13 protein-coding genes and 1 pseudogene are annotated in these 13157 nt (G+C 61.8%); 10 read left to right on the top strand and 4 right to left on the bottom strand.

Annotated features, from left to right (window positions below):
- The first annotated feature begins 92 nt into the window (after positions 1–92).
- Positions 93–779 (top strand): DJ-1/PfpI family protein, encoded by a 687-nt coding sequence (locus DZG07_RS11860; RefSeq protein ID WP_119817256.1) that lies wholly within the window; start codon positions 93–95, stop codon positions 777–779.
- A gap of 100 nt (positions 780–879) precedes the next feature.
- On the opposite strand, the pseudogene DZG07_RS24210 reads toward DZG07_RS11860, so the two are convergent.
- Positions 880–1232 (bottom strand): annotated as a pseudogene (locus tag DZG07_RS24210) (transketolase); the annotation flags it as partial.
- 181 nt (positions 1233–1413) lie between these two features.
- Here DZG07_RS24210 and DZG07_RS11850 point away from each other — a divergent pair.
- Together DZG07_RS11850 and DZG07_RS11845 are read left to right on the top strand one after the other, a co-directional pair.
- Positions 1414–2199, top strand: a complete 786-nt coding sequence (locus DZG07_RS11850) for an SDR family oxidoreductase (protein WP_119817253.1) — start codon at positions 1414–1416, stop codon at positions 2197–2199.
- Positions 2200–2213: 14 nt separating this feature from the next.
- Positions 2214–3605, top strand: coding sequence for an FAD-dependent oxidoreductase (locus DZG07_RS11845; protein WP_119817250.1), 1392 nt, complete (start codon positions 2214–2216; stop codon positions 3603–3605).
- 7 nt (positions 3606–3612) lie between these two features.
- Here the strand turns inward: DZG07_RS11845 and DZG07_RS11840 are convergent, their stop codons facing one another.
- The 3 genes from DZG07_RS11840 to DZG07_RS11830 are packed head-to-tail and all read right to left on the bottom strand — an operon-like array spanning position 3613 to position 6006.
- Positions 3613–3948: a hypothetical protein gene (locus DZG07_RS11840; RefSeq protein ID WP_091912550.1), complete on the bottom strand. Its 336-nt coding sequence runs from the start codon at positions 3946–3948 to the stop codon at positions 3613–3615.
- The gene (locus DZG07_RS11835) at positions 3948–4814 is read right to left on the bottom strand and encodes a DUF6772 family protein (RefSeq protein ID WP_091912854.1); all 867 of its coding nucleotides are present in this window, start codon (positions 4812–4814) and stop codon (positions 3948–3950) included. Before DZG07_RS11835 ends, DZG07_RS11840 begins: the two co-directional genes overlap by 1 nt.
- Before the next feature lie 46 nt (positions 4815–4860).
- Positions 4861–6006, bottom strand: coding sequence for a mandelate racemase/muconate lactonizing enzyme family protein (locus DZG07_RS11830; RefSeq protein ID WP_091912548.1), 1146 nt, complete (start codon positions 6004–6006; stop codon positions 4861–4863).
- 134 nt (positions 6007–6140) lie between these two features.
- On the opposite strand from DZG07_RS11830, the gene DZG07_RS11825 reads away from it, so the two are divergent.
- From DZG07_RS11825 to uxuA, 7 genes are all read left to right on the top strand, one after another.
- Positions 6141–6899, top strand: coding sequence for a FadR/GntR family transcriptional regulator (locus DZG07_RS11825; protein WP_119817247.1), 759 nt, complete (start codon positions 6141–6143; stop codon positions 6897–6899).
- Complete coding sequence (locus DZG07_RS11820; RefSeq protein WP_119817244.1) at positions 6896–7687, top strand: SDR family oxidoreductase; 792 nt, start codon at positions 6896–6898, stop codon at positions 7685–7687. The genes DZG07_RS11825 and DZG07_RS11820 overlap by 4 nt, the downstream gene beginning before the upstream one ends.
- Positions 7688–7764: 77 nt before the next feature.
- On the top strand, positions 7765–9012 hold the full coding sequence (locus DZG07_RS11815; protein WP_119817242.1) for a sugar ABC transporter substrate-binding protein: 1248 nt from the start codon (positions 7765–7767) through the stop codon (positions 9010–9012).
- 13 nt (positions 9013–9025) lie between these two features.
- The gene (locus tag DZG07_RS11810) at positions 9026–9952 is read left to right on the top strand and encodes a sugar ABC transporter permease (RefSeq protein ID WP_119821651.1); all 927 of its coding nucleotides are present in this window, start codon (positions 9026–9028) and stop codon (positions 9950–9952) included.
- Positions 9949–10791, top strand: a complete 843-nt coding sequence (locus DZG07_RS11805; protein WP_091912539.1) for a carbohydrate ABC transporter permease — start codon at positions 9949–9951, stop codon at positions 10789–10791. The genes DZG07_RS11810 and DZG07_RS11805 overlap by 4 nt, the downstream gene beginning before the upstream one ends.
- Positions 10792–10803: 12 nt before the next feature.
- Positions 10804–11832: a sn-glycerol-3-phosphate ABC transporter ATP-binding protein UgpC gene (gene ugpC / locus DZG07_RS11800; protein WP_119817239.1), complete on the top strand. Its 1029-nt coding sequence runs from the start codon at positions 10804–10806 to the stop codon at positions 11830–11832.
- Between the two features lie 57 nt (positions 11833–11889).
- Positions 11890–13080, top strand: a complete 1191-nt coding sequence (gene uxuA / locus DZG07_RS11795; RefSeq protein WP_119817236.1) for a mannonate dehydratase — start codon at positions 11890–11892, stop codon at positions 13078–13080.
- The last annotated feature ends 77 nt before the right edge of the window (positions 13081–13157 follow it).

Here is a 13157-nt window from a genome sequence, read left to right as displayed (position 1 = left end):
GTTCAATGTCCGTAATTAAGGGAACTATGGCATTTTGGATAAAGGCAAATCATGGCAAATTCCCCATGTCAAGTTTCAATCAGAGGTTACCAATGTCCAATTCCCTGCAGATCGGCTTGCTGGTCTTCCCCCTTGTTACCCAGTTGGACATGACCGGGCCGCTTCAGGTCTTTTCGAGTCTGCCTGGTGCGAAAGTCCATCTCGTGTGGAAGACACTAGAGCCTGTGCAGAGCGACACGCCGTTGCGTATTCCGCCGACGACCACCTTCGCCGACTGCCCGCAGCTCGACGTGATCTGCGTGCCCGGCGGCTACGGCACGGACGATCTGTTGGGTGACGATGAGGTGCTGGATTTCCTGCGCAGGCAGGCCGAAGGCGCAAGATTCGTCACATCGGTCTGTACTGGATCCCTCGTGCTTGCCGCCGCGGGTTTGTTGAAGGGATACCGGGCAGCCACGCACTGGAGCGCTCGCGAAGCCCTGCCTCTGCTGGGCGTTGAGCTTTCCCGCGAGAGGGTTTGCGTCGACCGCAACCGGCTGACCGGAGGCGGCGTGACTGCTGGTATCGATCTCGCACTCACCGTTATTGCGCATCTGGTGGATCCGACGGCGGCGGAGACGATCCAGTTACGGCTCGAATACAATCCGCAGCCGCCGTTCAATGCGGGCTCCCCCGACACCGCCTCGCCGGCAGTCCTGGCTATCTCACAAGACCGGATCAAGGTCGCCAAACAGCGTCGGATGGAACTGGTTCGGCAAGCGGCCGCCCGCATGCAATAGAGGCTGACACCGCGGTCGATCGTCGATGACCGCAACAGCCTGCAGAAGCACGTTTGGCGCGCCCGGATCGTGAGGTTTTGAAACACACGGACGGGCGCAGTCACGTACGATTAGTTGGACTCAGAATACCTAACCCATGACGAATGGGCCCGCCCGGAATAAGCACCTCGGCAGCTTTCAGGATGCCTGCGGCATCTATCTCATGACGCCTTTAGAGATCGGCGATCGTTCCGGTTTGGCCGAAATGCTCGACACCCAGTGACCGCGTGCGATGTCCGCGCATCGACCCAAGCCATGCCAGGGTTGCCGGATGCCCGTCGAGTACGGTTATCAGGCCGCAGGGTGGCGGAACCTCTGCAAGCGCTTTTCGACATGACTTTCGGCGGTGTTCAGGCCGCGTTCCCTCGCCCGTTGCGCTGCTGTCCACCCGGCATTCAGTCGATCCGCCGAGGACGATACAGACCTACTTTACAACTACTCAACTTAGCAGCTAAGTTACTTGTCACATGACAACGTCGCCTCGGTTCTTCGCCTTCGACCAATGACAGCTACATCAACGCCACCCACTCTCAACGTGAATGGCAGCCTCTACTTGGCCTGAGCGGCCGCAATTCCCGACATCAATGGAGTGGATATGACTGATAACTACGCCACATTCGCAAACGACGCCTTCGCCGGTCGGTCCGTACTGATTACCGGCGCAGCCAGCGGCATGGGGCTCGAAACCGCACGCGCTTTCGCTTCCAAAGGCGCGGAGGTCATCATGTGCGACCGCGACACCAAGGGGCTTGAGCAGCATGCCGGAGCGCTGCGCGAAAGTGGCGCGAAAATCCATGCCGTGACCGTCGATGTCAGCAATCCCGACAGCATCTCGAAGGCCTTCGCCTATTGCGACGAGAAGCTTGAGCGTCTCGACAATGTGGTGACATGCGCCGCCGTCATCACCGCCAAGCGGATATTCGAACAGGACTGGGCGCATTGGGAGCGCGTGCTCGGCGTCAACCTGCTCGGCACGTTCTTCACCGTACAGGCCGGCGTGAAGCGCTTCCTCGAAAATCCGCAAGGCGGCAACATCGTCTGTGTTGCGTCCGACGCGGGCGTCTGCGGAGGTGGCGGGCTCATTGCCGATACCGCATACGCAGCGTCAAAAGCCGGAACCCTGTCGCTGGTGAAGTCGATGGCGCGCGAACTGGCGGGCAAGAAAGTGCGGATCAACGCGCTGAATCCCGGCCCGACCGATTCGCCCATGCATTCGCATATCGACCAGGCGCTGAAGGACCGCATCGCCGCAAATCTTCCAATGCGGCGCATGGGAAAGCCGACCGACATGGCGGCCGCCATCATGTTCCTTTGCTCCGACGCCGCGAGCTTCACCTATGGCTCCGCCCTCGACGTCGATGGCGGGTCGATGTTCCGCTGATCCTGGAGACGACGATGCTGCAGACCGAACGCACATACGCCTATTCGTCGCATATCCCGGAACTCGACGAGGTCGATGTCCTCGTCATCGGCGGCGGACCCTCGGGAATTTCCGCAGCCATCGCTGCGGCGCGTCTCGGCGTGCGGGTGCGACTGGTCGAACGCTACGGCTTTCTCGGCGGCAATCTCACCGCCGGACTTGTTGGCCCATGCATGACGTCCTACTCGCTCGACGGGTCGGAGCAGCTCATCCGCGGCGTCTTCGAAGAATTCGTGCAGAACATGATAGAAGTCGGCGGCGCCATGCATCCCAGCAAGGTGCCCGCCGGTTCGCCGTACAGCGGCTTCATTGTCTATGGCCACGACAAGGTAACGCCTTTCGAGCCCGAGGCCGCGAAGATCGTCGCGCAGCGCATGTGTGTGGAGGCAGGTGTCGACCTGCTCCTCCACACAATGGTGGTGGATGCGATCGTCGATGATCCCGATATCGCCAATCCGCGCGTGCTAGGCGTCGTCTGCGCCGGAAAAGGCGGCCTCCGCGCAGCGCGGGCGCGCATCGTCGTCGATTGCTCGGCCGACGGCGACGTTGCTCACTACGCCGGCGTCCACACCCGTCACGGCCGCGACAGCGACGGCCTCGCACAGCCGCAGACGCTGTTCTTCCGGGTCCAAAATGTCGACGATGCCGCCGTGGAGGCCTATGTCGCAGGGCATCCCGAAGACTTCCGCCCCTATGCCTCTATAGTGGCTGCGGCGACCGCCGCGGGCCGCTTCCCCGCGCCACGGCGCGGCATCGGGCTCTACAAGACGATGGAGCCTGGTGTCTGGCGCATCAATACGGGTCGCGTGCTCAAGCTCAACGGTGCCGACGCTGGCGACCTGACGAAAGCCGAGATGCAGGGGCGTGAGCAGACGATGGCGCTGCTGCGCTTCTTCCGTGAGGAACTGCCGGGCTTCGAGAATGCGGAACTGCGCGATACCGCCACGCAGATCGGCGTGCGTGAGACACGCCGCATCGAGGGCGACTACGAGTTGACGCTGGATGACCTGCGCAGCGGACGCGCCTTCGATGATGTGGTGGCACTTTGCGGCTATCCGCTCGACATTCACGATCCTGCTGGCTCAGGCGGCGGCACCGCCGAGGCGTTGCCGACCGCCAATGTCTACCAGATCCCCTACCGGGTCATGGTGCCGAAGCGCCATGATGGGCTGCTGGTCTCGGGCCGGGCGGTATCGGCGACGCACGAAGCGCTCAGCGCAATCCGTGTCATGCCTCCATGCTTTGCACTTGGCCAGGCGGCAGGCGTCGCGGCAGCGCTGTCGATCGGAAATCGCGGCACGCCTCGCCATGTCGACTATGCGGACATTCGCCGAGAACTTCTCGCGCAAGGCGCTTATCTCGGGTGAAAAGGTTTCAAGCCTTGAGGTGAAGCGTGACAAGGACGGTGCATTCCGCGCCGTCCTCGAATTTCGTCGCGACGCGCAGCCAGTTGCCGAAATGCGCAATGCGAGCGCATGCGATACCGTCGCGCTCGGAAGGCATGCGGAACTCCGCGCCTTCGCGAATCCAGCGCATGCCGTCGGGCGAAATCTCCACCCAGGCCATGGGGGCCGGGCCAATAGGCGGGTTGATCGCGCGGACGAAGAAGACGGCCTCGCGCGCCCATCCGGCCTCGTAGGGCTCGCATGCCGCCTCGCCGGTCCACCGCTCGTTGCGGGCAATGACCGCAGTTATGTTTTCGGGCAGCATCAGAAGTCTCCAGAGATGCAGATGGAGTCGACATAGAGGAAGGCCCGCTTGGCTACGTCGGTCTCCACGAACAGGCAGAAGTTGAGCATACACCAGAGGTTCTTCATCGCCGGGATGCGGATCGAATCGAAGCCGGAAAGGTCGAAGTTTCGGTCATTGCACTGGAAGCCGGTGGCTTTCATCGTCTCAAGATCGAAATCAAACCGCAGGTAGCTCCAGTTCACCTTGGTCGGAATCTCATTATAGCAAAGCCGCTGTTCGGCATTGGGCAGGTCGAGCCATCCATCCGGCGAGAGATGGTAGTGGCTCAACGTCTTATCCTCCGGGCCGACCGCCTTGAACTTCGTCGTCTCGCGCTTGTACTGCCACTTCTGCCAGTGCTTGCCATCGGCAGCGTTGAGAAAGCGCAGATGCGGCATCACACGCTGCGCATCCGCATCCTGGTCTCCCCCCTGCAGGTCGAAGAGGAAGCCTACGGACCGGACGTCAGTCTCCGACAGCTTGAGTTCGTTGGCCTCGGGCTTGAAAGTGAAATAGGCCTCGAACCGGATAGGGCCGCGCTTGCGGAACGTGTGACGCTTGATCGCCACGTTCTGCGCGCCGGGCTTTGGCCGGGTTGCGATCTTCAGAGCATAGGATGAATCCATGCCGCCATGCGACCCCGCCTCCCAATGGCCGAGTGTCGAAAGCATTGCGCTCGAATGCTGGGCATAGCCCGGCAGCATCGTGTCGAGATGGTCCTCGTAATTGCCGACCAGCTGCGACCAACCGCAATGGCCGCGCGAAAAGTCGTCCAGCGAAATTATGCGCGGGAGCGGATCGAACCGGCTGAGCGCCGGGTCGACGCGCAGGAGCGCTAGGCGCATTGCTTCGGCGGTTTCCGAAATGCTCTTGGACGTCACGATAAGTGCCTCATGCGGTGCGGAGCCTGGCGACGGCTTGCCAATCGATTTCGATGCCGAGTCCCGGTTTGTCCGGCACGTCGAGAGTGCCGTCGTTCTGGCGCAGGCAGCCGGGCTTCAGATCTGCAAGTTCGGTCTTGAACGGGCTGCCGTCGCATTCGCATTCCAGCAGCCTGAAGTTCGGCATCGCCGCCGCCAGATGCACGCTTGCGGTTTCGCAGACGATCCCGGACATGCCGATATGCGGGGCATAGCCGATATTGTGGACGTTGGCGTATTGAGCAATCCGCATTGTTTCGGAGATGCCGCCAGAGCGCGCGACGTCAGGCTGCACGTAGGAAAGCGTGCGGTTTGCTATCAGCCGCTGCGCCTGGTCCACGGTGAAGTTGCTTTCGCCTGCCGCGATCGGGACTTCGGAGCGCGCACGAAGCGCCTCATAGCCGTCCTCGTCTTCAGGCGCGAGCGGTTCCTCGAACCAGAAATAGCCGTTTGCAGCCAGCGCCTTGCTGACCTCGACAGCCTCTTCGAGATTGTAGGCCCAGTTGGCATCGACGCAGAGTTCGACCCGGTCCCCTGCCCGCTTGCGCAGCCGCTCGACGCGCCTGCAGGCATCGCGAACCGGCTTGGCCACCTTGACCTTGATGCGTGGAAATCCATCCGCGATGAAACGTTCGAGTTCGCGGTCAGCCGCGTCGTCTTCGATCCAGTTCACAGCGGCGGCATAGACGTCGACCCTGTCACGTCCCATGCCGCCGAGCAGTTTTGCGATCGGCATATTCGCCGCCTTGCCCAGTATGTCCCACAGCGCAATATCGACGCCGGCAATCGCTTCGATCAGCATCCCGCCTGCCCGGCCGGAAAGCGCGCGGCGCATCTGCTGCCACAGGCCACGGATGTCGCGTGCATCCTGGCCAACGAGCCGGGGCTTGAGCAAGGTCTCGATCAGTTCGGCATAGGCCTTGGGTGCAAATCTCGCGAGCGTTTCGCCAACGCCGACCAGCCCCTGGTCCGTCCTGACCTCGACCAGCACGATCGAAACCTGGCTATAGGTACCCCACGACGTGACGGTGGGATTGGGCAGGTTCTGTGTAAGAGGATGAGCGATAACGTCGGTGATACGTATCTTGTCTGAGACTATGGGGCTCGCGACGTCCATGATTTTTCGTCTGTTCCGTATTATCGGCAGGTGCGATGCATCAGTTCTAGCGATCGCCAAGCAGCTTGGCAACTGATAAACTTAGTTGCTAAGTTTTATGATGTCGTGCTAACAAACCTGAATTGGGAAAACAAATGACCGCGACAACAACAAAGAAGCCGTTCTTTTCAGCGAAGCAGGCAAGCCCCTTGCGCCTGGCGGACAGCGTGTCGGACGCGATTGCGGCAGCGCTCTTCGACGGGCGCATCCAGCCCGGCGAGCCTTTGCCGCCCGAAGGCGAGATCGCGCGTGAGTTCGGCGTGTCCAAGCCGATCGCCCGCGAGGCACTGCGCCAGCTGACCGCTGCCGGATTGATCTTCACCCAGCAAGGCAAGGTAGCGCGGGCCAAAGCGATCAGCGGCGAGCCGATGGAGAGAATCTACGGCTATGCGGTCCGCTCCAGCCTGAAGAGCCTGCAGGAAGCCAACGAAATGCGCCGCGTCATCGAGACCGGCATCGCTCGCCTTGCAGCCGAACGCCGCGATCCCGAAGGGCTGAAGGCCATGACCCAGGCGATCGAGGACATGAAGACGTCCCTGCTCGATCCCGCGGGTTTCACGGAGGCCGATATCCTGTTCCATCTCGGACTGGCGATGGCGACCGGAAACACGATGATACGTGTTCAGATGGAAGGGCTTCGCTCAGTGCAGCGCGAGGTCTCCGAACTGTTCTCCCGGCGCTCGAACCGGACCGATGCCGACTGGCGACAGACGATCAAGCGCCACGAAGAGATTCTCGACGCAATCTCCGCCGGCGACGCCGACCTTGCTGAAGCGAAGATCAAATCACATTTCAAGGCCGCCGACATCGCCTCTCTGGAAGTCGCCGACAAGCTCGAAGGCAGACGCCAATGAGCGCAGGCCGCTTCTCACTCGAGGGGCGTCGTGCGCTCGTCACCGGCGCCAGTTCGGGCATCGGCCGCGCCGTCGCACTTGGCCTGGCAGCACAGGGCGCCGAGATCGTCATCCACCATTTCGGCGATGCCGGCGGAGCCGAGGCCACTGCCCGCGAGGTGGGAGGCAGCACGCCCGTCTTCAAGGCCGATTTCACCAAGCCGGCCGCTGTCGACAGCTTCGCCGATGACGTTCTCTCGACGGTAGGACCAATAGACATCCTCATTTCCAATGCCGCCATCGAGCGCCGCATCCCCTGGCACGACGCCGATCCGGCGCATATCGAGGCGCATGTCGCCTCCAATTTCACGGCGCTGATTACTCTCGCGCGCAAATTCCTGCCGCCGATGGCCGAGCGCGGCTGGGGCCGCGTCGTTGCCACAGGCAGCATCATGGCGAGCCGTCCCCGCGCCGAAACAATCGTCTACGCCTCGCTCAAATCTGCCCAGCTGACAGCCATAAGGGCGCTGGCGCGTGACGTTGCCCCGCGCGGCGTGACGATGAACGTCGTGTCGCCGGGCGCGATCGAGACTGAAGCGACAGCTCTCCGCTACAGCGACGCCGCATTCCGCCGCGCAGTCGCCGTCAAAATTCCGGTCGGACGTCATGGCATGCCCGAGGATCTCGTCGGCGCTTACATCTTTCTCTGCAGCGATGCAGCCGCCTACGTCACCGGCGTGAACATCCCCGTCGATGGCGGCTGGTCGATCGGCGACGCTCCGGGAACATTGCCGGGAGAAGCCGCATGACGGGGCTTTCAGCCCGTCCGCAAACGTTGCGCATGCACACATAAACAATAACGATTAACCACCAAGGGGAGGAACCCATGAAAGGTGCACGAACAGGAATAATCGCTTCCACACTGGCACTTTGCCTGATGTCCGGGGCAGCGCTCGCGCAGGAATTGCGCGTGACCGTCTGGACCGGCAGCGAAGCCCATCTCAAGATGCTGAACGGCATCGCTGAAAAGTTCATCGCCAAGCATCCCGGCGTCACCGTGAAGTTCGAGACGGTGCCCGTCGCCGACTATACGCAGAAGCTGACCTTCCAGGTTGCCGGCGGCAATCCGCCGGATGCGGCCTGGATGATGGAAGACGCAGCCCCCGCCTTCGAAAACGCCGGCCTGCTGATGGATATCGGGCCGACCGTCAAGGCAGCGGAAGGCTATGATTTCGCCGACTTCTCGCAGCCTGCCATGGCGCTCTGGCAGAATGGCGAAACCGTCTACGGCATCCCATTCTCGACCTCGCCGTTCATGATCTACTACAACAAGGACATGTTCGACAAAGCAGGTCTCGAAGACCCGGGCGCGCTCGCCGCTAAGGGCGAGTGGGACATGAAGAAGTTCCAGGAAGTGTCGAAGAAGCTCGTCGAGGCAAACCCTGGCAAGTGGGCGTTCGAATTCAAGGATGGCGAAGGCTATGCATCACGCATGACGCATGCGGTGCTGCCTCCGATCCGCGCCTATGGCGGCGAGATGTGGGCCGATGGCCAATGCGGCTTCGACAAGCCGGAGGCAGTCGCTGCCGTGCAGCAGCTTCACGACATGGTCTTCAAGGACAAGACGATCGTGCCGCCTGGCGAACAGGGAGACTACTTCTCCGGAAATTCCGCCATGACGGTCAACCAGATATCGCGGGCCTCCAAGATGCCTGAGGCCGGCTTCAAGTGGGGCATCGCGCCTCTCCCGACCGGTCCCGGAGGCGAGGCTCCGGTCATTGGACAGGCCGCGCTGGTCGTCTTCGAACAGGGCAAGAACAAGCAGCTCGCTGCCGACCTTGTCGCGGAGATGACGACGAAGGAGAACGTAGCCATCATGGCGCAGTTCTTCCCGCCGGCACGCAAGTCGGTTCTTGAGAGCGACGCCTTCATCAACAGCAACAAGCTGGTGCCTGCCGACCAGATGAAGAGTATCGCAGCCGCGATCGTGAAGGGCCGTGTACACCCGGCACATGAGAAGGTCCCGCAGATATTCGCGGCGATGGCGCCGAAGATGGACGCACTCTGGAAGCCGGACGCAAATGTCGAAGAGGCGCTGAAGGGCGTCTGCGCAGCCATCCAGCCGCTGCTTTGACCTGCGGAAGATGATGGATATTTCCCGCCCAGAAACCACGACGCGCGACGATCGCGCGCCGTGGCTGACCTTGAAGACCCGGGAGATGCTCGAGGCATGGCTCTTCGTCAGCCCGACCGTCATCGGCTTCCTTATCTTCTTCCTCGGCCCACTTGTCGCGGTCGTCTATTTCTCGATGACCGAGTGGAACCTCCTGTCACAGAAGGCCACGTTCGTCGGGCTGGACAATTTCAACGACGCGCTGTTCAAAAACCCTGACTTCTGGCACGTCGTCCGCAATTCCGTCGTGTTTGCTATCGGTCTCGTGCCTCTCAATATGGCCCTTGCCCTGACGCTCGCACTGGCGCTGTCGCGGCCATTCTTCGGCGTCGTCTTTTTCCGTACCGTTTTCTTTGCGCCTGTCATCACGTCGGCGATCGCCTGGGCGATCGTATGGAAGTTCCTGCTGCAGGGCGAAGGCGGCGTGATCAACCAGATGCTGGCGCTCGTCGGCATAACCGGCCCGAACTGGCTGCGTGAACCGAACTGGGCGATGGCCGCGGTCATCGTTACGCGTGTCATCAAGATGGTCGGCCTGAACATGATCCTCTACATCGCAGCACTCCAGGCCGTGCCGCGCGACTACGAGGAGGCCGCGCGTCTCGAAGGCGCGTCCCGCTGGCAGATCTTCACCATGGTCATCTGGCCGCTTCTGGCTCCGACCACGCTGGTGATTCTGGTGATCACGACGATCGGATCGTTCAAGGTGTTCGACCACATCTACCAGATGACGGGCGGCGGGCCGGAGAACGGCACGCTGGTGCTGGCCTTCTACATCTACCAGCAGGGTTTCAAATTCTTCAACGTCGGCTACGCCGCCGCACTGGCGATGATCATGTTCGTGATTGTCATGGCGCTTACCCTCATCCAGGTTCGGATACGTCGCAGGGGCACGCAATGACCCGGCGCCAGATCGACATTGTCTACCGCACATGCTGGACGCTGGCGCTGCTGATCGTGGCGATCCCCTTCGTCTTTCCGTTTCTCTGGATGGTCTCGGCCGGCTTCAAGAGCACGACCGAGATATTCGGCACGCCGTCGCTGCTGCCGCGCGTCTGGCGCTATGAGAACTTCATCGAGGTGTTCACCTATCAGCCCTTCGCCCGGCAGTATTTCAACTCGCTCTACATCGCGATTGCAGTGACGGTGCTGACGCTGATCATCTCCTCGCTCGCCGGTTATGCGCTGGCCCGGATGCGCTTCGCTGGCGCGGGCCTGCTGATGCTGTTCCTCGTTTCGGCGCTGATGGTGCCCGAGGAGGTGACCATCATTCCCAACTTCTTCCTCATCCGCTCGCTCGGCCTGATCGACACGCACTGGCCGTTGATCCTGCTGCCGACATTCGGACCGCACGGCGTCATGGCGACCTTCCTCATGCGCCAGTATTTCCTGGCGCTGCCGAGGGAGCTTGAGGATGCCGGACGGATGGACGGGCTTTCGCGCATCGGCATCTGGTGGCGCATCGCCCTGCCGATGTCGCGCCCGGCGCTGGCGGCCGTCGCCATCATCACCTTCCTGTTCTCGTGGAACCTGTTCCTCGAGCCACTGATCTTCCTGAGTTCGCTGCAGATGTTCACGCTGCCGCTGGCACTCTCCAACTTCAACGACAGCTACGGACTGCCGCTGTGGAACCTGCAACTGGCGGCGACCACGCTCGCAGTCCTGCCGATCCTGATCGTTTACCTGATTGCCCAACGCCAGATCACGGAAAGCTTTGCGCTTTCCGGCGTCAAAGGCTGACGAGGAATATGAATGGCTGATGTAGTCCTGAAAGATATTCGCAAGCATTTCGGCGCGACGGAAATCATCAAGGGCGTCGACCTGACGGTCAACGAAGGCGAGTTCGCCGTGTTCGTCGGGCCATCCGGTTGCGGCAAATCTACCCTGTTGCGCATGATATCCGGGCTCGAGGATGTCACCGGCGGAGAACTCCATATCGGCGGGCGGCGGATGAACGACGTTCAGGCGGCAAAGCGCGGCGTCGGCATGGTGTTCCAGTCCTACGCGCTCTACCCGCACCTCAATGTGCGCGACAATATGGGATTCGGCCTGAAGGTTCGCAAAGTTCCAGCCGACGAGCGCGACCGGCGCGTGAGAGAAGCTGCCGCAACACTGAAGCTCGAAGCCTTGCTCGACCGCTATCCTCGCCAGCTGTCGGGCGGCCAGCGACAGCGCGTCGCCATTGGGCGTGCCATCGTCGGCAGCCCGGATGTCTTCCTGTTCGACGAGCCGTTGTCGAACCTCGACGCGGAGCTGCGCGTCCATATGCGTTCCGAGATCGCGGCGCTGCACCACCGCCTGAAGACCACGATGATCTACGTGACACATGACCAGATCGAAGCGATGACGCTGGCCGACAAGATCGTGGTGCTGCGTGACGGCAAGGTCGAACAGATCGGCTCGCCGCGTGACCTCTACGAGAAGCCGAACAATGTCTTCGTCGCGCAGTTCATCGGCAGCCCGAGGATGAACCTGCTGCCGGCCGCGGAAGCAAAGCTCGTATCCCCGACGCATGCCCTGCCCGCCAATGCGGTTTCGGTCGGCGTACGGCCCGAGCATCTTCGCGTCGTCGAGCCAACGACCGACGCGCTGTCCGCCACCGTGACGCTCAACGAATACACAGGGGCCGTGACGCTGATGCATGTCGAACTACCCGGTGGGCAGACCTGCCTTATCGTCGATGACAAGCGGGACATGCCGCCGATCGGCACCAGCATTGGATTGATTGCAGATAAGGACAATCTGCACTTCTTCGATGCCGACGGGCGCGCTGTTTCGTAATCGTCCGGTGGGTGACCACGCCAAAAACTGACAACATGCCCGATCGGAGCTTATGAAATGGAAGAAACCTGGCGCTGGTTCGGCCCAGATGACGCCTGCGAACTCAAGCACGTGCGCCAGGCAGGCGCGCGCGGCATCGTCACCGCGCTGCACCATATTCCTTACGGACATGTCTGGACTGTCGAGGAAATTCGCAAGCGGCAGGCAATCATCGAGGCCGAAGCCTCGCTGGGCCTGAAATGGCGCGTGGTGGAAAGCCTGCCGGTGCATGAGAGCATCAAGCTTGGCGGCGACGGGTTGGAGCCGATCTTCGATGCTTATCGCCAGTCGCTGCGCAATCTTGCCGCGTGCGGCATCGAGGTGGTCTGCTATAACTTCATGCCGATCCTCGACTGGACCCGCACGCAACTGGATGCCCCTCTTCCCGGCGGCGGCACTGCTCTGCGCTTCAATATCCACGAATATGCGGCCTTCGACTGCTACATGCTGAAACGGCCGGGCACGGAGGACGAGCACGACGAGACCACTCTCAACCGGGCGCGGAGCTGGTTCCAGAGGTCTTCGGAAAGCGACAGGGAAAAGTTGCTGGCCAACATCATGGCTGGTCTGCCGGGCGCCTATGATCGCTACGACGTGCCGGGCCTGCGCGCCATGCTGGAGCGCTACAGAGACGTGTCGCGGACCGACCTTCAAGCCAATTACGTCCGCTTCCTGCGCGAGGTGGTCCCAACCGCGGAAGAGGTGGGCGTGCGACTTTGCGTGCATCCGGACGATCCGCCGCGACCGCTGTTCGGCCTCGACCGCATCGTCTCCAACGCCGATGACATCGACTTCATCCTGTCGGCGGTGCCATCTCCATCGAACGGGCTGACATTGTGCTCCGGCTCGCTCGGTGCGAACCCGGCTAACGACGTGCCGGCGATCGCAAGGCGCTTCGCCGACAAAATCCACTTCGCCCACCTGCGCAACGTCGCCAAGGAAGCCGACGGCTCCTTCATGGAGGCCGATCATCTCGGCGGCGACACCGACATGGTAGCGCTGGTGCGCGTGCTCATGGCCGAGTGCAGACGCCGCAGGGCCGAAGGACGCAGGGACTGGAATATTCCGATGCGCCCTGATCACGGTCATGAATTGATCGACGATGCATCGCGAAAAACCCATCCCGGCTATCCGGTAATCGGGCGTCTTCGTGGCTTGGCCGAGCTTCGCGGTGTGATGGCCGCTGTCGAGAAGATCGATGCGGCATGATGGTCGGCGCTCGACCGCCGGGCGCTGCCGTCAGCGATTTGCTGCTTTAGCGGGCGCCCGGACTCTCGAAAGCAAGG

The sequence above is a fragment of the Mesorhizobium sp. DCY119 genome, assembly GCF_003590645.1.
GTDB lineage: Bacteria > Pseudomonadota > Alphaproteobacteria > Rhizobiales > Rhizobiaceae > Mesorhizobium_M.
The sequence above is the reverse complement of the archived record's forward strand: the minus strand, read 5'-3'. Positions and strand labels throughout refer to the sequence as shown.

Coding starts and splice junctions, on each gene's coding strand:
- ugpC (WP_119817239.1), top strand. CDS start 10,804: ATGGCTGATGTAGTCCTGAAAGATATTCGCAAGCATTTCGGCGCGACG.
- DZG07_RS11815 (WP_119817242.1), top strand. CDS start 7,765: ATGAAAGGTGCACGAACAGGAATAATCGCTTCCACACTGGCACTTTGC.
- DZG07_RS11840 (WP_091912550.1), bottom strand. CDS start 3,948: ATGCTGCCCGAAAACATAACTGCGGTCATTGCCCGCAACGAGCGGTGG.
- DZG07_RS11845 (WP_119817250.1), top strand. CDS start 2,214: ATGCTGCAGACCGAACGCACATACGCCTATTCGTCGCATATCCCGGAA.
- DZG07_RS11835 (WP_091912854.1), bottom strand. CDS start 4,814: ATGCGCCTAGCGCTCCTGCGCGTCGACCCGGCGCTCAGCCGGTTCGAT.
- uxuA (WP_119817236.1), top strand. CDS start 11,890: ATGGAAGAAACCTGGCGCTGGTTCGGCCCAGATGACGCCTGCGAACTC.
- DZG07_RS11805 (WP_091912539.1), top strand. CDS start 9,949: ATGACCCGGCGCCAGATCGACATTGTCTACCGCACATGCTGGACGCTG.
- DZG07_RS11860 (WP_119817256.1), top strand. CDS start 93: ATGTCCAATTCCCTGCAGATCGGCTTGCTGGTCTTCCCCCTTGTTACC.
- DZG07_RS11820 (WP_119817244.1), top strand. CDS start 6,896: ATGAGCGCAGGCCGCTTCTCACTCGAGGGGCGTCGTGCGCTCGTCACC.
- DZG07_RS11810 (WP_119821651.1), top strand. CDS start 9,026: ATGGATATTTCCCGCCCAGAAACCACGACGCGCGACGATCGCGCGCCG.
- DZG07_RS11825 (WP_119817247.1), top strand. CDS start 6,141: ATGACCGCGACAACAACAAAGAAGCCGTTCTTTTCAGCGAAGCAGGCA.
- DZG07_RS11830 (WP_091912548.1), bottom strand. CDS start 6,006: ATGGACGTCGCGAGCCCCATAGTCTCAGACAAGATACGTATCACCGAC.
- DZG07_RS11850 (WP_119817253.1), top strand. CDS start 1,414: ATGACTGATAACTACGCCACATTCGCAAACGACGCCTTCGCCGGTCGG.